The organism is Bradyrhizobium rifense (genome assembly GCF_008123425.1).
Classification (GTDB): Bacteria; Pseudomonadota; Alphaproteobacteria; order Rhizobiales; family Xanthobacteraceae; genus Bradyrhizobium; species Bradyrhizobium rifense.
The window spans coordinates 262,663-282,035 of sequence record NZ_VSSS01000051.1; the positions used below are offsets into that span (position 1 = coordinate 262,663).

Sequence of the window (19,373 nt, forward strand, 5' to 3'; positions counted from 1 at the left end):
GTCATTGCGAGGAGCGAAGCGACGAAGCAATCCAGACCGTCCTTGCGGAACATTTCTGGATTGCTTCGCTTCGCTCACAATGACGAAGCTTACTTTTTCACCAGCGGGCAGCGCGACTGCTCCAGCGACTGGAACGCTTCGCTGCCCGGCACGGTCGCCAGCAACTTGTAATCGTCCCAGCGCCCCTTCGACTCCGACGGCTTCTTGACCTCGAACAGGTACATGTCGTGCACCATGCGGCCGTCCTCGCGAATCTTGCCGTTCTTGGCGAAGAAGTCGTTGATCGGCGTCTCCTTCATCACCTTCATGACCGCGGCCGAGTCGGTCGTACCGGCTGCTTTCACGGCTTTCAGATAGTGCATGACAGAGGAATAGACGCCGGCCTGTGCCGAGGTCGGCATCCGCTTCATGCGCTCCATGAATCGTTTCGACCACGCGCGGGTGTCGTCGTTGAGGTCCCAGTAGAAGGCTTCAGCCAGCAGCAGGCCTTGTGCGGTCTCGAGCCCGATCGAGTCGATATCGGAGACGAACGCGAGCAGCGGCGAGACCTTCTGGCCACCCTTGGTGATGCCGAACTCGGCCGCCTGCTTGATGGCGTTGACGGTATCACCGCCGGCATTCGCAAGCCCGATCACCTTGGCCTTGGACGCCTGCGCCTGGAGCAGGAACGACGAGAAGTCAGACGTGTTGAGCGGATGACGGACAGCACCGAGCACCTTACCGCCGGTCTTGGTCACGACGGCGCTGGTGTCCTTCTCCAGATCCTGGCCGAAAGCGTAGTCGGCGGTGAGGAAGAACCAAGTGTCGAGGCCCGACTTCACGGCAGCAAGGCCGGTCACATTGGCCTGACCGTAGGTGTCGAACACGTAGTGCACGGTGTAGGGGCCGCAGGCCTCGTTGGTGAGACGGATCGAGCCCGGGCCGTTGAACATGATGATCTTGTTGCGCGCCTTCGCGATCTCGCCGGCGGCAAGCGCGGTCGCGGACGCCGCGACGTCGTAGATCATCTCGACGCCCTGATTGTCGAGCATGTCGCGGGCGATGTTGGCGGAGAGGTCGGCCTTGTTCTGATGGTCGGCGGCCAGCACCTGGATCTTGCGGCCGAGCACCTCGCCGCCGAAATCTTCCACGGCCATCTTCGCCGCGGTCTCGCTGCCGGGGCCGGTGATGTCGGCATAGAGGCTCGACATGTCGAGAATGCCGCCGATCTTCAGGGGTGGCTTGTCCTGGGCCTGCGCAGCACTCGCGCTGAGCGCCAGCGCGGCGGCAAAAATGCCCGACAAAATATGCTTCATTGAAAAAGACCTCCCTTGATCGCCTGTCTCTGAATGGCGGCTTGATTATTGGTGTTGCCGCAATCATGCCGCATGCGCGAGAGCGCAGCAAGCGCAGGTGCGTCACGAGAGCACGATTGCCGCGCATTTTCCGCAAAGCGGAATGGTGGGTCGCGGCGAGATGTTTCCACGTCATTGCGAGCGCAGCGAAGCAATCCAGAATCTTTCCGCGGAGGCAGTCTAGATTGCTTCGTCGCTTCGCTCCTCGCAATGACGGAGTGTATGGAGGCCTCTTCGCGACACGCTACGCCTGAGTTATGATTGGCGCGTAACGCAACCTCTCCGGGTCTCGTGACGCAACGGCTTCACCTCATCGCCGCATTTCTTCTCACCGCGGGTCACTGTGCGTTTGCGACGCCGTGCCAATTCGAAGCACAGGGCGAAGGCCGCGTTGCGGGAATCGTCGATGCGCGCAGCGTACGTCTCGACGATGGCCGCGAGATCCGCCTGACCGGGATCGAAGCCACCGCATCGACCAAGGAGGCACTGACCTCGTTGCTCGTCGGCCGCGACGTGACGCTGCGCAGCACTGACGACACGCCCGACCGCTATGGTCGCCAGGGCGCGCTGCTGTTCATCGGCGATAGCGACACCTCGGTACAGGCCATGCTGCTCGCCCAAGGCGACGCCCTCGTCTCGGCCGAGATCACGGACAAGGCGTGCGCCACCGCCCTGATGTCGTCAGAGGCCGAAGCGAGGCGCCAAAAAAAGGGCACATGGGCTGACCCGTCGGCCATAAAAAACGCGGAAAGTCCGGACGATATTTTGGCCGGGATCGGGCGCTTTATGGTGGTCGAGGGCAAAGTCCTGTCGGTCCGGCAAGCTGGGGCAATGAGCTACCTCAACTTCGGACGAAGCTGGACACGCGGCTTTGCGGCGACTATTTCAAAGCGCACGCTGTCGGCGTTTGAAAGCGCCGGAATGACCCTTAAGTCCTTGGAAAATCGTCGCATTCGTATCCGAGGCTGGGTTGAGGGGACTACTGGGCCGCGTATCGATGTGCGTCTCTTGGGACAGGTTGAATTGCTGGGCGCAAACGAGCCTATTGGGGTAAGGCCTTAAAAGGGCCGGGCACGGATTAAACGACGTGAATGGGGTGCTAGAACAGCACAAAAAGGGCGAAGGACGCCGCCGTTGGGCTGCGTCGGCCGCGTTTTGCCTTGTTCTGGGCACAACGCTCGCCGGTTGCGGCGATATGGGCCGGTTCCAGACCGCGGCAGCCCCGCCGACCGTCGCGTTGCCCAAGCCGAAGCCGGCCGTCGCCCAGACCCCCGCCACCGAGAAAGAGCACGAGCGCATCCTGGCGAGCTATGGCGGCACCTACGACGACCCCAGGCTCGAATCGCTGGTCAGCAAGACCGTCGACCGCCTCGTTGCCGCCTCAGATCGCCCTGACCAAGGCTACAAGGTCACCATTCTCAATTCCGGCGCGGTGAACGCTTTCGCGCTGCCGAACGGCCAGCTCTATGTCACCCGCGGCCTGCTCGCGCTGGCCAGTGACACGTCCGAATTGTCCTCCGTGCTCAGCCATGAGATGGCGCATGTGCTGTCCAAGCACGCCGCGATGCGCGAGGACCAGGCGCGCCAGGCCGCCATCGTCACCCGTGTCGTCACCGACATGAGCACCGACCCCGATCTCACCGCGCTCGCGCTCGCCAAGACCAAGCTGACCATGGCGAGCTTTTCGCGCAATCAGGAATTCGAGGCTGACGGCATCGGCGTCGGCATCTCCGCCAAGGCACATTTCGACCCGTATGGTGCCGCACGCTTTCTCTCCGCGATGGAGCGCAATGCCGAGCTGAAGGCCGGCAAAAGTTCACTCGATCCGCGCGCGCAGGATTTCACCTCGTCGCATCCGGCCACGCCCGAGCGCGTGCAGAATGCGCAGACCATCGCGCGGCAATACGTTGCCCCGGAAGGCGGCGAGCGCGACCGCGAGAGCTATCTCGCCGCGATCGACAACCTCGTCTATGGCGAGGACCCCAGCGAAGGCTTTGTCCGCGGCCGGCGTTTCCTGCATCCCAAACTCGGCTTCACCTTCCAGGCGCCGGATAATTTCACACTCGACAACACCGCCCAGGCAGTGATCGGCGTGCGCGAGGGCGGCGCGCAGGCGATGCGCTTCGACGTTGTGCGTGTGCCGGCCGAGCAGTCGCTCGGCGACTACCTCAATTCCGGCTGGATGGAAGGCGTCGAGAAAGCGTCCACCGAGGACATCACCATCAACGGCTTTCCGGCCGCGTCTGCCACCGCCAAGGGCGACCAGTGGCAGTTCAAGGTCTATGCGCTGCGCTTCGGCAGCGACGTCTATCGCTTCATCTTCGCCACGCGGCAGAAATCGACCGAGAGCGAGCGCAATGCGCGCGAGACCGTCAATTCGTTCCGCCGCCTGACCCTCGAGGAGATCCAGGCCGCGCGTCCGCTGCGTATCAAGGTCATCACCGTGCAGCCCGGCGACACCGTGGAATCGCTGTCCCACCGCATGGCCGGCGTCGATCACCCGGCCGAACGATTTCGCGTGCTGAACGGCCTCGATCGCACCGCACAGGTGAAGGTGCGTGATCGCGTGAAGATCGTGACGGACTGAGACGCCGTCGCTACTTCGCCTTCTCCTTCAAGAACGCGATAATATCCGCGCGGTCTTGCGCGTCCGGCACATCGAAGAACATCTTGGTTTCCGGGACCATGGCCTGCGGTCCGGCCAGCCATTTGTCGAGATTGTCCTCGGTCCAGACGATCCCCGAGTTCTTCAGATCGGGCGAGTAGTCGTAACCGGGAACGCTGCCCGCCTTGCGCCCAACCACGCCCTTGTGCATCGGGCCGACATTGTTCTCGGTGATCGAGTGGCAGTCGGCGCAGCCCTTGTAGAGCGTCTGGCCGCGCGCGGCATTGCCGGTGGCGCCGGCGGGGCCGGCTGCGCACAGAAGCGCAATCGCGATTGTCGCGAGAGCCGGGCTTGTCGTGTTTCGCGGAAGGACGGAATTCGACCGGACGTTCATGTGATCTCCTGTTTGCGGCAGCAAACAGGATCGTCCGGCCCGAGTTTTATTCCCGTCAGTTCGACGATTCGCCCGCGTCCATGTCACCCACCTCGCGCTGGCCGCTGAGCCAGAGCGCGAGCAGGGTCCAGAACGCGCCGGAGAGCAGATAGGCACCCGAGGCGATGACGCCGAGATTGGTGGCGAGCAGCAGCGCGACCAGCGGAGCGAATCCGGCGCCGAACAGCCAGGCCATGTCCGAGGTCAGCGCCGACGCCGTGTAGCGGTACATCTGCTTGAAGTTCGAGGCGATCGCGCCCGAGGACTGGCCGAAGGAGAGGCCGAGCAGGATGAAGCCGATCACCATGTAGATGGTCTCGCCGAACGCGCCGGCATCGAGCAGCTGCGGGGCGAAGCCGCTGTAGATCGCGATCGCGATCGCCGATCCCATCAGCAGCGATTTGCGGCCGACCCGGTCGGCAATGACGCCGGAGGCCACGATCGCGGCAACGCCGAACACGGCGGCGACGATCTCGATGATCAGAAATCGCACCGGGCTTTCGCGGGTGAACAGGAATACCCAGGACAGCGGAAACACCGTGACCATGTGGAACAGCGCGAAGCTTGCAAGCGGCGCGAACGCACCGAGCATGATGTTGTGGCCTTCGCGCGCGACCGTATCGGAGATGCGCGAGGGCTGCAGTTCGCGGGTCTCGAACAGCGAGGCGTATTCCTCGGTCGTCACCATGCGCAGGCGCGCGAACAGCGCCACGACGTTGATGGCGAAGGCGACGAAGAACGGATAGCGCCAGCCCCAGTCGAAGAAATCGTCGGCCGAGAGGTTGCCGGCGAAATAGGCGAACAGCGCGCTCGCCACGATCAGCCCGAGCGGGGCGCCGAGCTGCGGCACCATCGCGTACCAGCCGCGCTTGGAGGCCGGCGCGTTCAGCGCCAGCAGCGAGGCCATGCCGTCCCAGGCACCACCCCAGGCCAGACCCTGCGCAATACGCGCCAGCGCCAGCAGCCAGATCGCGGCGACGCCGATGTCGTGATAGCCGGGCAGGAACGCGAGCGCCACGGTGGCGGTGCCGAGCAGGAACAGCGCCGAGACCAGCTTGGCCGTCTTGCCGTACTCCCGGTCGACCGTCATGAAAATGACGGTTCCGATCGGCCGGGCGATGAAGGCCAGCGCGAAAATCATGAAGGAATAGAGGGTGCCGGTCAGTTCGCTCGTGAAAGGGAACACCAGGCGTGGAAACACGATCACCGAGGCGATCGCGTAGACGAAGAAGTCGAAGAATTCCGAGGTGCGGCCGATGATGACGCCGATGGCGATCTCGCCGGGACTGGCCAGGTCGTGGCCGTGCTCGCCCGAGTGGAGGTCTGCCATTGCGGGGGTCTGTGCCGTCGCCATGCGTGCGCCCTTAACGTCCTGAAAACCAAAGCCGACCGCCCGGCGGGGCGCCGGGCAATCCGGCCCTGTTTGGCGCAACATTCCGCACTGCAACATTGGACAAATTGTCCAATGTCCGGATTGCTGCGCCGCAGCTACCCATTGGCCCCGCAAAAGAAACTCATTCCCAAAGGCTCGGCCCGTGTCCCGTCTCAAGATCCTGGCGCTGCTACCCCTGGCAGTTGCGCTCAGCGGCTGCAACTACGTCGTGCTGGCGCCAGCCGGCGATATCGCGGCGCAACAGCGCGACCTCGTCATCATCTCCACCGTCCTGATGCTCCTGATTGTCGTCCCCGTGATGGCGCTGACGGTGCTGTTCGCATGGCGCTACCGCCAGTCCAACACTTCGGCCCGCTACGAGCCGGATTGGGATCACTCGACCAAGCTCGAGCTGGTGATCTGGTCGGCGCCGCTTCTGATCATCGTCTGCCTGGGCGCGCTGACTTGGATGGGCACGCATCTGCTCGACCCCTATCGCAACATCGGCCGCATCCATGCGGAACGCGCCGTGGACCAGTCCAAGGCTCCACTCGACGTGGATGTCGTCGCGCTCGACTGGAAATGGCTCTTTATCTACCCCGACTACGGCATCGCCACCGTCAACGAGCTCGCCGCGCCGGTTGACCGCCCGATCAACTTCCACATCACCGCGTCTTCGGTGATGAACTCGTTCTACATCCCCGCACTCGCCGGCCAGATCTACGCGATGCCGGGCATGGAGACGTCGCTCCACGCCGTGATCAACCATGCCGGCGCCTACAAGGGTTTTTCGGCGAACTACAGCGGCGCCGGTTTCTCCGGCATGCACTTCACCTTCCACGGCCTCGACGACAAGGGCTTTGACGCCTGGATCGCGCAGGCCAAATCGGCCGGCGGCTCACTCGGCCGCGCCGAATATCTCCAACTCGAAAAGCCGAGCGAGAACGAGCCGGTGCGCCGCTGGGGCACGGTCGATGCCGATCTCTATCGCCTGATCCTCAACATGTGCGTTGAGACCGGCAAGATGTGCCAGAGCGAGATGATGGCGATCGACGCCAAGGGCGGTCTCGGCCATGAGGGCCTGAACAACACCCTGCCGCTGGCCTACGACAAATACGCCCGCCGCGGCACCGTGCTCGGGCCCGAGCCGACCTTCGTCGCCGGCACCTGCACGCCGGATGCGCCGCAAGGCGTCGTGACGACGGCCGCGATCAAGGCGCCGCTCGACACCGCGCCACTTATCGGCGCCGGCCTGAAGCGGCCGACCTTCACGCCGCTGAAGTCCTCGTCGTTCCTCCTCGGACAACGTCCCAAGTCAGATTCCTGAGAGCTCGCATGTCTCCTGATCTTCTCAAGCTCATCTTCGGCCGTCTCGGCCTCGATTCGCTGCCGCTGCACGAGCCGATCCTGGTCGGCACCTTCGTGATGGTCGCGCTCGGCGGCGGCGCGCTGTTCGCCGGCGTCACCTATTTCCGCCTCTGGGGCTATCTGTGGCGCGAGTGGTTCACCACCGTCGACCACAAGCGCATCGGCATCATGTACATGATCCTCGGCATCGTGATGCTGCTGCGCGGCTTCGCGGACGCGCTCATGATGCGCGCGCAACAGGCGCTCGCGTTCGGCGGCTCCGAAGGCTTCCTTCCGGCCCATCACTACGACCAGGTCTTCACCGCCCACGGCGTGATCATGATCTTCTTCGTGGCGATGCCGCTGGTCACCGGCCTGATGAACTACGTCGTGCCACTGCAGATCGGCGCGCGCGACGTGTCGTTCCCGTTCCTGAACAATTTCAGCTTCTGGATGACGGTCGGCGGCGCGGTGCTGGTGATGGCCTCGCTGTTCATCGGCGAGTTCGCCCGCACCGGCTGGCTGGCTTATCCGCCGCTGTCGAACATCGGCTACAGTCCTGATGTCGGCGTCGACTATTACATCTGGGCGCTGCAGATCGCCGGCGTCGGAACGACATTGTCCGGCATCAACCTGATCTGCACCATCGTCAAGCTGCGCTGCCCCGGCATGACCATGATGAAGATGCCGGTGTTCACCTGGACCGCGCTCTGCACCAACATCCTGATCGTCGCCTCCTTCCCCGTCCTGACCGTCGTGCTCGCGCTGCTCTCGCTCGATCGCTACGTCGGCACCAACTTTTTCACGAACGATTTCGGCGGCAGCCCGATGATGTACGTGAACCTGATCTGGATCTGGGGCCATCCCGAGGTCTACATCCTGGTTCTCCCCGCCTTCGGCATCTTCTCGGAAGTGACCTCGACGTTCTCCGGCAAGCGGCTGTTCGGCTACACCTCGATGGTCTACGCCACGGTGGTCATCACCATCCTGTCGTATCTGGTCTGGCTGCACCACTTCTTCACGATGGGCTCGGGCGCCAGTGTCAACTCGTTCTTCGGCATTACCACGATGATCATCTCGATCCCGACGGGCGCGAAGATGTTCAACTGGCTGTTCACGATGTATCGCGGCCGCATCCGCTTCGAGCTGCCGATGCTGTGGACGATCGCCTTCATGCTGACCTTCGTGCTCGGCGGCATGACCGGCGTGCTGCTCGCGGTGCCGCCGGCCGACTTCGTGCTGCACAACAGCCTGTTCCTGATCGCGCACTTCCACAACGTGATCATCGGCGGCGTGGTGTTCGGCGCTTTCGCCGGCATCAACTACTGGTTCCCGAAGGCGTTCGGCTTCAAGCTCGATCCGTTCTGGGGCAAGCTGTCGTTCTGGTTCTGGGTCACCGGCTTCTACATGGCCTTCATGCCGCTCTATGTGCTCGGCCTGATGGGCGTGACCCGCCGCCTGCGTGTGTTCGACGATCCCTCGCTTCAGATCTGGTTCGTCATCGCCGCGATCGGCGCCGGCCTCGTCTTCCTCGGCATTCTCTCGATGCTGATGCAGTTCGCGGTCTCCTTCCTCAAGCGCGAGCAGCTCAAGGACGTCACCGGCGATCCCTGGGATGCGCGCACGCTGGAATGGGCGACCTCCTCGCCCCCGCCCGACTACAACTTCGCTTTCACCCCCGTCGTTCACGACAATGACGCGTGGTGGGACATGAAGAAGCGCGGCTACCAGCGTCCGCTCATCGGGTTCAAGCCGATCCACATGCCCAGCAGCACCGGCACCGGCGTCATCCTCGCCGGCCTCGCTACCGCGATGGGATTCGGCCTGATCTGGTACATCTGGTGGCTGGCAGCTGCGAGCTTCATCGCGATGCTCGTCGTCGGGATCGGTCACACCTTCAACTATCACCGCGACTTCGACATTCCGGCTGACGACGTCATCCGGACCGAGGACGCGCGCACCAAACTGCTCGCCGGAGCCAAGTAAATGACTGTCGCTGTCAATCCCTCGCAAACCGGCGAGCCGGTCTTCTACGTCGCCGACGAACACCCGCATCCCGAAGGCTACAGCACCTCGCTCGGCTTCTGGATCTACCTGATGAGCGACTGCCTCATCTTCGCGATGCTGTTCGCCGCCTTCGGCGTGCTCGGCGCCAACTACGCCGCCGGGCCCGCGCCGAAGGATCTGTTCGACCTCAACCTGGTCGCGGTCAACACCTCGATGCTGCTGCTGTCGTCGATCACCTATGGTTTTGCGATGCTGACGATGCAGCAGAACAAGATCGCCCAGACCCAGATGTGGCTTGCGATCACCGGCCTGTTCGGCATCGCCTTCATCAGCATCGAGCTCACCGAGTTCGCCCACATGATCCATGAAGGCGCGACGCCGCAGCGCAGCGCCTTCCTGTCCTCGTTCTTCACCCTGGTCGGCACCCACGGCCTGCACGTCTCCTGCGGCCTGATCTGGCTGGTGACCCTGATGGTGCAGGTCTGGCGTTTCGGCCTGATCGAGGCCAACCGCCGTCGCCTGATGTGCCTGTCGATGTTCTGGCACTTCCTCGACGTGGTCTGGATCGGCGTCTTCACCTTCGTCTATCTCCTGGGAGTTCTGCGATGAACACCGACACCCACGCCGCCCACGCGCACGACCATCACCACGACGACGGCCACGCCCACAGCACGTTCTCGGGCTACATGCTCGGCTTCGTGCTCTCGGTGGTGCTCACCGCGATCCCGTTCTGGCTGGTGATGAGCGGCACGCTGCCGAGCAAGCAGATCACCGCGCTGGTCATCATGGCCTTCGCCGTCGTGCAGATCATCGTGCACATGATCTACTTCCTGCACATGAGCCCCAAGTCCGAGAACGGCTGGAGCATGATGGCGCTGATCTTCACCATCGTCATGGTGGTGATCGCGCTGTCCGGTTCGCTGTGGGTGATGAACCACCTCAACAGCAACATGATGCCGATCCACGAGATGACGGGAATGAAGTGAGCGATCTCGTGAGCCCCGAGGACAACGAACCGCGCAGCCCCGCAAGGGCTGCGCGTCCGTCCCTGTGGCTCACGGTTCTCTCGCTCACCGCATTCGTTGTCCTGATCGCCCTCGGCGTCTGGCAGGTCGAGCGCCGCGCCTGGAAGCTCGCCTTGATCGACCGCGTCGAGCAGCGCGTTCATGCTCCAGCACAGCCGATCCCCTCGCGCGCGGCTTGGCCCGCAGTCTCGGCCGCAACCGACGAATACCGGCATGTCAGCGTCTCCGGCCGTTTCCTGCACGACCGTGAGACGCTGGTTCAGGCCGTCACCGAGGAAGGCCCCGGCTATTGGGTGCTGACGCCGCTCCAGCGCGCCGATGGCACGCTTGTCCTGATCAATCGCGGCTTCGTGCCGTCCGAGCGGCGCGACCCTTCGACGCGCGAGGCCGGCAATCCGGACAGCCAGATCGAGGTCACCGGGCTCCTGCGCATCACAGAGCCGAAGGGCGGCTTCCTCAGGGACAACGTGCCCCAGCACAACCGCTGGTATTCGCGCGATGTCGCCGCGATCGCGGCCGCGCGCGACCTCCAGAATTTCGCGCCCTTCTTCGTCGACGTCGACGCCGGATCACAATCCGGCAGCGGTCCAATCGGCGGATTGACCGTGATCCGCTTTCCCAATAACCACCTGATCTACGCGCTGACGTGGTTTGCCCTGGCTTTCATGCTGGCCGGTAGACTTTTCGTCACATTCGGTGGCGGGCTGTTCCGCCGCAAACGTTTCGTCCACGAAACGGCCGGCGGCTCGAATGCCTCCACCCGCAGGACGGGATCAGATGCTGGAACGATCGTCGAATCGACCTGACGACGGGAACACTTACGGCGAGCTGGCGGTCACGCTGCAATCGCAGGCGGACGCGCGCAGCGAGCTCGTCGGCGCTGCCCCCACCGACGACGAGACCAACCGCAAGAACATGGCGCTGCTGATCCAGCTGCGCTGGACCGCGGTGGTCGGCCAGATCGTCACCATCGGCGGCGTGCATTTCTGGCTCGGCATTCCCCTGCCCCTCACCCGCATGGGCGCGGTGATCGGCGCGCTGGTGCTGCTCAATGTCTCGAGCCTGGTCTGGGTGCGCCATCGCGCCGCGATCACCAACAACGAGCTCTTGGTCGCGCTGATGCTGGATGTCGCCGCGCTGACCGCGCAGCTTTACCTCAGCGGCGGTGCCACCAATCCCTTCACCTCGCTGTTCCTGCTCCAGGTCACGCTCGGTGCGGTGCTGCTCGATGCCCGCTCGACCTGGTCGCTGGTAGCGCTGAGCTGTGCGAGCTTCGTGTGGCTGACGATGGCCTACCGGCCGCTCAACCTGCCGCCGAATCCGCTGAGCGAAACCTATACGCTCACCGTCACCGGCATGCTGCTGGGCTTCATCCTCAACGCCGTGCTGCTGGTCGTGTTCGTCACCCGCATCAACAGGAATTTGCGCGAACGCGATGCGCATCTGGCGGCGCTGCGCCAGCACGCCGCCGAGCAGGACCACATCGTCCGCATGGGCCTGCTCGCCTCCGGCGCGGCACATGAGCTCGGCACGCCGCTCGCCTCGCTCTCGGTCATCCTCAGCGACTGGCGCCGCATGCCGGATCTCGCCGCCGATCAGGAGCTCGCCGAGGACCTCACCGAGATGGAAACCTCGTTGCAGCGCTGCAAGACCATCGTGACGGGCATTCTGGTGTCGGCCGGCGAAGCCCGCGGCGAGGGATCCTCGCCGACAACGGTGACCGCCTTCGTCACCGCGCTGGTCGAGGAATGGCGCGACGCCCGCTCGGCGCGCACACTGTATTTCGTCAACACCTTTGGCGAGGACGTCGCGATCGTCTCGGACATCGCGCTGAAGCAGGTGATCTTCAACGTGCTCGACAACGCCTATGAAGTCTCGCGCGAGTGGGTCGAGCTGGTCGCCGAACGCGAGGGCGACAATCTGGTGCTGTCGATCAGCGATCGCGGCCCGGGCTTCGCGCCGGAAATGCTGGCGCAGCTCGGAAAGCCCTATCAGTCGAGCAAGGGCCGCGCCGGCGGCGGCCTTGGCTTGTTCCTGGTGGTGAACGTGGTGCGCAAGCTGGGAGGCAGCGTGACCGCCGAGAACCACAGGAAGCGCGGCGCCACCGTCCGCCTGACGCTGCCACTCGCCACGCTCGCAATCGGAGGCAGCTTTGACGCCTGACCGTTCGCTCATCGTCGTCGAGGACGACGATGGTTTTGCGCGCACGCTGAAGCGTTCGTTCGAGCGCCGCGGCTACGAGGTCGTGCTTGCCGCCTCGATCGACGAGGTCCGGACGGTTCTGGAGGACCGATCCTTTGGCTATGCCGTGGTCGACCTCAAGCTCGGTGGCGCCTCTGGCCTTGCCTGTGTCGAGCTGCTGCATACCCATGACGAGGAGATGCTGATCGTGGTGCTGACGGGCTTCGCCAGCATCTCGACCGCCGTCGAGGCCATCAAGCTCGGCGCCTGCCACTACCTCGCAAAACCCTCCAACACCGACGACATCGAAGCCGCCTTCAACAAGGCCGAAGGCAATGCCGAGGTCGCGCTGGACGTGCGGCCGACCTCGATCAAGACGCTCGAATGGGAGCGCATCCACCAGACGCTGATCGAGACGGACTTTAATATTTCGGAAGCGGCGCGGCGATTGGGGATGCACCGGCGCACGCTGGCACGGAAGCTCGAGAAGCGGCCGGTGAAATAAGCCGCTCTCGCCGGGCAGATCGGCCGACGACAATCTCGCCCATACGCGGCAGCGGAAGCGCGCCGCCTTCTATCCACGAGGAATGCAAGCCTGTGGTCGCGCTTCCGCCTTCGCTGTTCAAGCAATAGCTACTGGCCCGCGATGTGCCCGTTGGCGTCGAAATCGTTCTTCGGGTTGTAGCCGGAATCGTGCAAATTTTTGAGATAGGTGGCGTGATCGCTGCTGTTCGGACCACCCGTCCAACCCGTTGGAGGCGGAGAAGCAGGATCCGGAACGCCAGCCTGTGCATTCAGGGCGTGGTGATGACGATGCGCTGCCGAAGCGGCAGAAGCCGAGAGAGAAAGGATTGCAAGAGCGACGAATAGTTTTCTTGTCATGGTTGGCTCCCTTGAGATTTTCTTAGATTCTCCCCCTCCCTGTAGCGTTACAGGCCATAGCACAACCTGAGCTTCACACGATAATTACAACCGTCTCCGTCACTACAAAGTGAAATGCGCGCCTTCTTTTGACGCGTCGCAAAAATTCAGGGCGACGACGCGAGCTTGCCGACCTCCGAGAGAAGCAGCTTCAGGATCGGCGACTTGTTCGCCTTGTGATAGGCGACGACGAGGTCGATCACGGGGGCCTCTCCCTGCACCGGCCGGGTCGTGATCGTCTCCGGCAAATATCGCTTCGTGTAGGCCGGCAGCATCATGACGCCGCGCGTCGATGCGATCATCGAGATCGCATGGACGACGTTGTGGACTTCGCGGTCAGGCTTGAGGTCGATGCCGGCCCGGTTGAAATATTCCAGAACGATACGGCGGACCGCCGGCGCAGATTTCGACGGAAGATAGAACGTCTCTTCTGCAACCTCCTCCGGCGCCACATGGGTCCGCGAAGCCAGGCGATGATCCCTTGGAAAGACGAAGACCAACGGGTCGGTTCGCACGCGCCGGCAAGCCAGATCTTCCATATGCTCCTCCGGCCGGATGAAAGCGGCATCGAGCTTTCGCCGCATCAGAGCCTTGGCGAGCGAGGGCGAGTAATCGCTCGACAGGCGGATATCGATGCCGGGAAACGCGCCGCGCAGAACGCGCTCCACTTCGGGCAGCAGGTCGATCTCGGCGCCCGACAGAAAACCCAGCGCGAACGCGGGCTGCGGCGGCTGCGCGGCGCGGAGCGCTGCTTCCTTGGCAGCTTCCGCCTGAAGCAGCGCCATTCTGGCGTGCTCGAGAAAGGCCTTGCCGGCCGCCGTCAGCGCGATGCCTTGGGCGCTGCGATTCATCAAGGGAACGCCGACCTCCTGCTCGAGATCGCGGATCTGCCGGCTGAGCGACGGCTGCGACGTGTGCAGCTTCTGCTCGGCCGCAACAGTCAAGCTGCCCGCGTCGGCAACGGCAACGAAGTAGCGGAGATGCCGAAGCTCCATCATGATCTCCCATATCTCGCAGGCATGGGGCCAGCTTACAAAGTCTTTTTCCAGGCGACCAGCGGCCCGTATAGCCGGCGTGATCGAGGTCTGCTTGGCAGGCAGGGGCGCACGGGAGCGAGCTTCACATGCTCAAGGGCATTCAAACGGCGCTGCTGATCCTCGCGCTGGCGGGATCTGGCGAAGCGGCTGCGCAATCCTCCAACACGCAAGCGAAGGCAAACAGCATGGAACTGGACGTGACAGGATTGAAGCAGGCGTTGCTCGGCGACTGGGAAAGCATCGCGCCGGAGGTGCGCCCGAGCGCAGCGAAGAACGCCGATGGCACGCTCAAGCCATTCTATCTCAAGCGGTCTTTCAAATATCTCCCCTCCGACCGTTTCGAGCTCGAAATCGTCAACTCGGCCGATCCCTACAGCGCCGTGCCGCTCGCGCGGATCAGGATTGGCGGCCATATGCTGTGGAGGGGTGCGCATCCCATCGCTCCGGGCGCGCAGAAGGTCGACTTCGTCGCGGACGAGACCTATGAGGTCACGCCGCTGGCCCAGGGATTTGCCGATGTGCTCAATAAGGTCGCGTCCGCCGGATACGCGCCCTGGGCCGTAGGCGTGCCCCAGAGCATCTTCGGCAAGACCTTCGCTCCCTTCGGCCTCGCCGAGGCCACGAACTTCATGGAGTACGACCTCGTCTATCTCAGGGGCGACCTGTTGTTCTGGGGCGCGCGCAAATCGACGGCCGCGGCTTCGATACGGAGCAGAACCGGCCGACCAATTTGCAGATTCCGTTGGTCAGGAAATGACTACTTCTCCACCTCTCCCCGCAACATGATCGTGACGTCAATACCCTGCTGATCGAAGCGCGCATTAACGTCAAAGCGGCAAAGCCTGGTTGCCTTGCATTCCGTCCGCCACGTCGTCAGGTCGCTATAGCTGTCGGCGACGGCGAAGGTGTCGTTGGGCTTCGAGAGCAGCGTCGCATCCAGATAGTAAGACACGCGCGCCGAAAGGGACGCTGCCATGTCGAGGCTCAGGCGACTGGCGCCGTCGGGATAGTCCTGCCTCCAACGCCGCTTCCAGCTGACGCTGCATGCACCGTCGGGCAGTTTTGCAGTCGGAAGCGTGAAATCGATGATGGGGTAGCCGCCGGCAACATCACTGTCCTCCTCGCCGGTCTTCGACAGGATGGCCGTATCCGGAAACGATCCGTCTTCCTTGCCCCACATGTGGACGGCGCGGGTGACGATGCGATAGCCGTCGGGGACAAGCTGGGTGGGCAGGCCCGATGTCACGGGCTCGGCAAGGCAAGCGGCGCGGAAGGCCGTCAACACATTGACGAGGCCGCGCAGATCGGCGGCATTTTCATATTTGAATACGATGCGCTCGGCAGGTGCAGCAGGAAAGGTCATGCAACACAGGAGGAGGCAGGACTGAAGGACGCGGGAGATCGGCTTGGCCATCTGTGAAAGCTGCGTTGTCCATTGCTTTCATCAGTGCCTGCGAACCGGCTTCGGGTTCACCGGGACCAATGATCGAGCATCTCCACCGCCATCGAAGCTATCAAGTCAGGAACCTGCCACTATCTGGCAAAGCCTTCGAACATCGACGACATCGAAGCGGCTTTAAGGCCGAAGGCAACACCCAAGTCGCGCTCGACGCGCGGGGGAAACACACTCACCTCAGCTGATGACCTCGCGGCTGTGCATCACTAGACTGTCGAATGCGGCGGCCAACGGCCGCCGCTGTGCTGCAACAGCCCAAGCGAGGAGACCGCCCCGTGACAATGCTCGTCGAGCGCCTCGTCTCGCCTGCCGCGCCATCGCGTGCCCGCAGCCAGCGTGAGACCGAAACCGTTCAGTTTGCACAGGCGGCACTCGAAGCCGGCAAGCAGGAGGGCCTGCAACTAGCCGTACGGGCGCGCTATGTCGCGCTCGGCGTCATCGCCTGTCTGCTGCCGGCCATCAACCCGGCATGGGAGCAGCTTTACTACGTGGCGCTGCTCGGCCTGTTCGCACTGATCGGCTGGGCCCAGGTCAGGGTTGGGCGGGTCGGCGTGTCGCGGTCGGAATTAGCGCTTTTGTTCTGCGACCTGGCGCTGCTCACATTCGTCATCGTCGTCCCGAACCCCTTCGGCACGACACACTGGCCGGTGCCGATGCAATACCATTTCGGCAACTTCATCTACTTCTTCGTGCTGCTCTCGACCGCCACGCTGGCCTATTCCTGGCGAACCGTGGTTGCGGTCGGAATATGGACCGCAGCGCTCTGGGTGATCGGCCTGGCCTGGGTGTGGTGGCAACCTGATCGCGATCCCGCACTGACCGCCCGCATTGCGGACGCGGTGGGTAGCGATCACAGGCTGTTCGCGCTGATCTCGCCCGCCGCGATCGGATTCGGCCTCCGCATCCAGGAAATCGTCGTCTTCATGATCGTCGCCGTGACGCTGGCGCTCGCGGTTCGCCGCAGCAACGATCTGCTGATCCGGCATGCCGCGGTGGAACGGGAACGCGGCAATCTTGCGCGCTACTTCTCGCCCAATGTCGTGACCGAATTGTCGAAGCACGACGAGCCACTGAAGCAGGTGCGTACACAGGACGTCGCGGTGCTGTTCGTCGACATCGTCGGCTTCACCGCCTTTGCCGATGTGCGTCCCCCGGAGGAGGTGGTACGGACGTTGCGCGAATTCCACGGATTGATGGAGCAGGAGGTTTTCCGTCACGACGGCACGTTGGACAAATATCTGGGTGACGGATTGATGGCGACATTCGGCACGCCCTTCGCCGGCACGCACGACGCAAGCAACGCGCTGCGCTGCGCCCAGGCCATGATTGCGGCGGCGGACGGGTGGAGCGCGCGGCGAAGAGCATCCGGTGAGCCGCCGATGCACGTCAGCTTTGGCCTGCATTACGGGCCGGTCGTACTCGGCGACATCGGGCACACCTGTCTGGAATTCGCCGTGATCGGCGCGACCGTCAACGCCGCAAGCCGCCTCGAAGCACTGACGCGCACGCTCGACTGCGCGCTGGTGGCAAGCCATGATCTCGTCAGCCGCGCCAAGCTGGAGCTCGGCAGCACAGCCGAGACATTTGCATCGTTGATCGCCCTGGATCCTCAAGCGATCCGCGGGCTCGAGCGGCCGATCGCGATCTGGACCCAGCCGCGCGCGGTGCCGTAGGGCAAGGCTCGAGCGCCGCTTGCATCACAAACAAAAAAGCCCGGCCAAGCGGCCGGGCTTTTGATCTCTTGCCTAGACGAGCCGCTTACGCGGCCTCGTCGGCGACCGTGGTGCCGTCGCCATCGGTCTCGTCGGTATCGCCGTCGGCATCCGTATCGCCCTCGCCTTCGGCGGCTTCCGCCTTGGCGTTGCGGCGCGGGCTCTTGGCGAGCTGGGCCTCGATCTCCTTGACCGCTTCGGTCTCGGTCGAGTGCTGCACCACCGCGATCTCGCGGGAGAGACGATCGAGCGCGGCTTCATAGAGCTGACGTTCAGAGTAGGACTGCTCCGGCTGCGACTCCGAGCGATAGAGGTCGCGCACGACTTCCGCGATCGCGACGATGTCGCCCGAGTTGATCTTCGCTTCGTATTCCTGGGCGCGGCGGGACCACATGGTGCGCTTGACGCGGGCGCGGCCCTTGAGGGTCTCGAGCGCCTTCTTGACCAGCGCGGGCTCGGACAGCTTGCGCATGCCGACGTTGGCGACCTTGGCGGTCGGAACGCGCAGCGTCATCTTGTCCTTGATAAAGTTGATGACGAACAGCTCGAGCTTCGCGCCGGCGATCTCCTGCTCCTCGATGGCCAGGATCTGGCCGACGCCGTGAGCGGGATAGACGACGAATTCATTGGCCTTGAAGCCCTGACGCTGGGTCACGACCTTCTTTTCCTCGACCTTCGGCGCGGGTGCAGCGGCCTTCACGACCGGCTTGGCAGCAGCAACGGGGGCCTTGGCGGGGGCGGCAGCAACAGGAGCCTTCGGAGCAACAGGCTTGGCAGCGGGAGCCTTGGCAGCAGCAGGCTTTGCAACGGTCGCTTTCGCGGCCGGTTTGGCAGTCTTGTTAGGCATTGCGCTTCTTTTGTTCTTCGAGGACTTTGCAGCCGGCGGCGCCTTGGCAGCGGCCCGACCCTTGGATGCGCTACGGCTGGCCGCGGCGACTTTTTTGGCCTCCTTATGGGAAGCCCTCGCTGAAGTACTCTTTTTACGCGTTTTCTGTGACACAGCCTGCGCGCGGAAACTGCCACGCCCCTGTTCGACATTTGGTTTCACGGGAACCCAACGGGGCCAACTGGGCTGATCGGGGGTTCAGCTTAATGTGCCCAATATAGCACATTTCCCGCAAAAATCAATGATTTAGGGGTCTTCAGGGCTGGTTTTCGACGCTGACGAAGGTATTAGGGTTAAGTTTGCGACGGAATTTAGTCTCCGGAGCCGGGGTTCGGAGAAAAATATTTTTCGAACTTCCCTTCCACCCCATCGAATTCCTTCGCGTCGTCGGGTGATTCTTTCTTCTGGGTGATGTTCGGCCAGCTCTTGGCGTACTGGGTGTTCACTTCCAGCCACTTTTCGAGGCCCGGTTCCGTGTCCGGCTTGATGGCGTCGGCGGGGCATTCCGGCTCGCACACGCCGCAATCGATGCACTCGTCAGGATGGATGACGAGCATGTTCTCGCCCTCGTAGAAACAGTCGACCGGGCAGACCTCGACGCAGTCGGTGTACTTGCACTTGATGCACGCTTCAGTGACGACGTAAGTCATCCAACGCTCCGAAAGGCTCTCTAGAAAGTCGCGGCTTGCGTAGCGCGGATGGCCCGGCGCTGCAAGATCAGGAAGCCCCGATCATGACGGCTTTATGCCCTTGATCGACCAAGAAATGAACTCGAAGCGCAATTAATTACTCTTTGCGTTCACCGAGCTCCTCGTAGAGCACGCGCGCCGAGGCCGCATCGCCGCGGCGCTCGTTGAAGCCGGTCACCTTCAACACACGCACGGTGCGATCGAGCGCGACGGTGATGACGTCGCCGATCTTGATCGCGTGGCCCGGCGATTTCTCGCGCGTGCCGTTGATGCGGACGTGACCGGACTCGACGAGCTCAGCCGCGGAGGTGCGCGCCTTCACCACCCGCGCGTGCCACAGCCATTTATCGAGGCGCTGCCGCTCGGTC

General features: G+C 63.3%; 19 protein-coding genes and 2 pseudogenes. 12 read left to right on the forward strand and 9 right to left on the reverse strand.

Annotated elements, in window-relative coordinates:
• Window positions 1-89: 89 nt before the first annotated feature.
• Window positions 90-1,295 (reverse strand): ABC transporter substrate-binding protein, encoded by a 1,206-nt coding sequence (locus FXB40_RS32035; protein ID WP_148776091.1) that lies wholly within the window; start codon window positions 1,293-1,295, stop codon window positions 90-92.
• A gap of 300 nt (window positions 1,296-1,595) precedes the next feature.
• On the opposite strand from FXB40_RS32035, the gene FXB40_RS32040 reads away from it, so the two are divergent.
• Together FXB40_RS32040 and FXB40_RS32045 are read left to right on the forward strand one after the other, a co-directional pair.
• A complete protein-coding gene (locus tag FXB40_RS32040; RefSeq protein WP_148776092.1) occupies window positions 1,596-2,396 on the forward strand; it encodes a thermonuclease family protein in 801 nt (266 codons plus the stop codon).
• 133 nt (window positions 2,397-2,529) lie between these two features.
• Window positions 2,530-3,921 carry a M48 family metalloprotease gene (locus tag FXB40_RS32045; protein ID WP_148776093.1) on the forward strand — a complete coding sequence of 464 codons (1,392 nt, stop codon included), beginning with the start codon at window positions 2,530-2,532 and terminating at the stop codon, window positions 3,919-3,921.
• Between the two features lie 10 nt (window positions 3,922-3,931).
• Here the strand turns inward: FXB40_RS32045 and FXB40_RS32050 are convergent, their stop codons facing one another.
• Both FXB40_RS32050 and FXB40_RS32055 read right to left on the reverse strand, forming a co-directional pair.
• On the reverse strand, window positions 3,932-4,333 hold the full coding sequence (locus tag FXB40_RS32050) for a c-type cytochrome (protein ID WP_148776094.1): 402 nt from the start codon (window positions 4,331-4,333) through the stop codon (window positions 3,932-3,934).
• A 55-nt stretch (window positions 4,334-4,388) separates the two neighbouring features.
• Entirely contained in the window at window positions 4,389-5,726 is a 1,338-nt protein-coding gene (locus FXB40_RS32055; protein WP_148776095.1) for an MFS transporter, read from the reverse strand.
• Window positions 5,727-5,907: 181 nt separating this feature from the next.
• On the opposite strand from FXB40_RS32055, the gene cyoA reads away from it, so the two are divergent.
• Genes cyoA through FXB40_RS32090 form a run of 7 tightly spaced genes read left to right on the forward strand, consistent with a single transcriptional unit; the run spans window position 5,908 to window position 12,809 of the window.
• A complete protein-coding gene (cyoA, locus tag FXB40_RS32060) occupies window positions 5,908-7,071 on the forward strand; it encodes a ubiquinol oxidase subunit II (RefSeq protein ID WP_148776096.1) in 1,164 nt (387 codons plus the stop codon).
• An 8-nt stretch (window positions 7,072-7,079) separates the two neighbouring features.
• Window positions 7,080-9,077 carry a cytochrome o ubiquinol oxidase subunit I gene (cyoB, locus tag FXB40_RS32065; protein WP_148776097.1) on the forward strand — a complete coding sequence of 666 codons (1,998 nt, stop codon included), beginning with the start codon at window positions 7,080-7,082 and terminating at the stop codon, window positions 9,075-9,077.
• Window positions 9,078-9,707: a cytochrome o ubiquinol oxidase subunit III gene (cyoC, locus tag FXB40_RS32070; protein WP_148776098.1), complete on the forward strand. Its 630-nt coding sequence runs from the start codon at window positions 9,078-9,080 to the stop codon at window positions 9,705-9,707. It abuts the gene before it with no gap.
• Window positions 9,704-10,084 carry a cytochrome o ubiquinol oxidase subunit IV gene (gene cyoD / locus FXB40_RS32075; RefSeq protein WP_148776099.1) on the forward strand — a complete coding sequence of 127 codons (381 nt, stop codon included), beginning with the start codon at window positions 9,704-9,706 and terminating at the stop codon, window positions 10,082-10,084. Before cyoC ends, cyoD begins: the two co-directional genes overlap by 4 nt.
• Window positions 10,081-10,929 (forward strand): SURF1 family protein, encoded by an 849-nt coding sequence (locus tag FXB40_RS32080; RefSeq protein WP_148776100.1) that lies wholly within the window; start codon window positions 10,081-10,083, stop codon window positions 10,927-10,929. Before cyoD ends, FXB40_RS32080 begins: the two co-directional genes overlap by 4 nt.
• Window positions 10,901-12,286 (forward strand): ATP-binding protein, encoded by a 1,386-nt coding sequence (locus FXB40_RS32085; protein ID WP_187437289.1) that lies wholly within the window; start codon window positions 10,901-10,903, stop codon window positions 12,284-12,286. Before FXB40_RS32080 ends, FXB40_RS32085 begins: the two co-directional genes overlap by 29 nt.
• Window positions 12,276-12,809: a response regulator transcription factor gene (locus FXB40_RS32090; protein ID WP_148776102.1), complete on the forward strand. Its 534-nt coding sequence runs from the start codon at window positions 12,276-12,278 to the stop codon at window positions 12,807-12,809. Before FXB40_RS32085 ends, FXB40_RS32090 begins: the two co-directional genes overlap by 11 nt.
• Before the next feature lie 128 nt (window positions 12,810-12,937).
• Here FXB40_RS32090 and FXB40_RS32095 read toward each other — a convergent pair whose 3' ends face one another.
• Together FXB40_RS32095 and FXB40_RS32100 are read right to left on the reverse strand one after the other, a co-directional pair.
• Window positions 12,938-13,186, reverse strand: a complete 249-nt coding sequence (locus tag FXB40_RS32095) for a hypothetical protein (protein ID WP_148776103.1) — start codon at window positions 13,184-13,186, stop codon at window positions 12,938-12,940.
• A 146-nt stretch (window positions 13,187-13,332) separates the two neighbouring features.
• A complete protein-coding gene (locus FXB40_RS32100) occupies window positions 13,333-14,223 on the reverse strand; it encodes a LysR substrate-binding domain-containing protein (RefSeq protein WP_246208077.1) in 891 nt (296 codons plus the stop codon).
• 125 nt (window positions 14,224-14,348) lie between these two features.
• Here FXB40_RS32100 and FXB40_RS32105 point away from each other — a divergent pair, with 125 nt between their 5' ends.
• Window positions 14,349-15,071: a hypothetical protein gene (locus FXB40_RS32105; RefSeq protein ID WP_246208079.1), complete on the forward strand. Its 723-nt coding sequence runs from the start codon at window positions 14,349-14,351 to the stop codon at window positions 15,069-15,071.
• On the opposite strand, the gene FXB40_RS32110 is transcribed toward FXB40_RS32105, so the two are convergent.
• Window positions 15,020-15,625, reverse strand: a complete 606-nt coding sequence (locus tag FXB40_RS32110; protein ID WP_187437290.1) for a hypothetical protein — start codon at window positions 15,623-15,625, stop codon at window positions 15,020-15,022. The two genes, FXB40_RS32105 and FXB40_RS32110, sit on opposite strands and share 52 nt — an antisense overlap.
• Before the next feature lie 123 nt (window positions 15,626-15,748).
• Between FXB40_RS32110 and FXB40_RS49470 the strand changes: the two are divergent.
• A pseudogene (locus FXB40_RS49470) lies at window positions 15,749-15,879 on the forward strand (two-component system response regulator); the annotation flags it as partial.
• 120 nt (window positions 15,880-15,999) lie between these two features.
• Window positions 16,000-17,391 (forward strand): adenylate/guanylate cyclase domain-containing protein, encoded by a 1,392-nt coding sequence (locus FXB40_RS32120; RefSeq protein WP_246208086.1) that lies wholly within the window; start codon window positions 16,000-16,002, stop codon window positions 17,389-17,391.
• Window positions 17,392-17,476: 85 nt separating this feature from the next.
• Here the strand turns inward: FXB40_RS32120 and FXB40_RS32125 are convergent, their stop codons facing one another.
• The 3 genes and pseudogenes from FXB40_RS32125 to FXB40_RS32135 form a co-directional block, all read right to left on the reverse strand.
• Window positions 17,477-18,277, reverse strand: coding sequence for a CarD family transcriptional regulator (locus FXB40_RS32125; RefSeq protein WP_187437292.1), 801 nt, complete (start codon window positions 18,275-18,277; stop codon window positions 17,477-17,479).
• A gap of 350 nt (window positions 18,278-18,627) precedes the next feature.
• Window positions 18,628-18,966 carry a ferredoxin FdxA gene (gene fdxA, locus FXB40_RS32130; RefSeq protein WP_148776107.1) on the reverse strand — a complete coding sequence of 113 codons (339 nt, stop codon included), beginning with the start codon at window positions 18,964-18,966 and terminating at the stop codon, window positions 18,628-18,630.
• Between the two features lie 136 nt (window positions 18,967-19,102).
• Window positions 19,103-19,369 (reverse strand): annotated as a pseudogene (locus FXB40_RS32135) (RNA-binding S4 domain-containing protein); the annotation flags it as partial.
• Window positions 19,370-19,373 lie beyond the last annotated feature (4 nt).

Bases quoted from the DNA above. Each gene is read 5' to 3' on its own strand.
- FXB40_RS32045 (WP_148776093.1), top strand. From the start codon at position 2,530: ATGGGCCGGTTCCAGACCGCGGCAGCCCCGCCGACCGTCGCGTTGCCC.
- FXB40_RS32100 (WP_246208077.1), bottom strand. From the start codon at position 14,223: ATGATGGAGCTTCGGCATCTCCGCTACTTCGTTGCCGTTGCCGACGCG.
- cyoC (WP_148776098.1), top strand. From the start codon at position 9,078: ATGACTGTCGCTGTCAATCCCTCGCAAACCGGCGAGCCGGTCTTCTAC.
- FXB40_RS32055 (WP_148776095.1), bottom strand. From the start codon at position 5,726: ATGGCGACGGCACAGACCCCCGCAATGGCAGACCTCCACTCGGGCGAG.
- FXB40_RS32105 (WP_246208079.1), top strand. From the start codon at position 14,349: ATGCTCAAGGGCATTCAAACGGCGCTGCTGATCCTCGCGCTGGCGGGA.
- FXB40_RS32085 (WP_187437289.1), top strand. From the start codon at position 10,901: ATGCTGGAACGATCGTCGAATCGACCTGACGACGGGAACACTTACGGC.
- FXB40_RS32125 (WP_187437292.1), bottom strand. From the start codon at position 18,277: ATGCCTAACAAGACTGCCAAACCGGCCGCGAAAGCGACCGTTGCAAAG.
- FXB40_RS32035 (WP_148776091.1), bottom strand. From the start codon at position 1,295: ATGAAGCATATTTTGTCGGGCATTTTTGCCGCCGCGCTGGCGCTCAGC.
- FXB40_RS32050 (WP_148776094.1), bottom strand. From the start codon at position 4,333: ATGAACGTCCGGTCGAATTCCGTCCTTCCGCGAAACACGACAAGCCCG.
- cyoB (WP_148776097.1), top strand. From the start codon at position 7,080: ATGTCTCCTGATCTTCTCAAGCTCATCTTCGGCCGTCTCGGCCTCGAT.
- FXB40_RS32095 (WP_148776103.1), bottom strand. From the start codon at position 13,186: ATGACAAGAAAACTATTCGTCGCTCTTGCAATCCTTTCTCTCTCGGCT.
- cyoD (WP_148776099.1), top strand. From the start codon at position 9,704: ATGAACACCGACACCCACGCCGCCCACGCGCACGACCATCACCACGAC.
- FXB40_RS32120 (WP_246208086.1), top strand. From the start codon at position 16,000: ATGCTCGTCGAGCGCCTCGTCTCGCCTGCCGCGCCATCGCGTGCCCGC.
- FXB40_RS32110 (WP_187437290.1), bottom strand. From the start codon at position 15,625: ATGACCTTTCCTGCTGCACCTGCCGAGCGCATCGTATTCAAATATGAA.
- fdxA (WP_148776107.1), bottom strand. From the start codon at position 18,966: ATGACTTACGTCGTCACTGAAGCGTGCATCAAGTGCAAGTACACCGAC.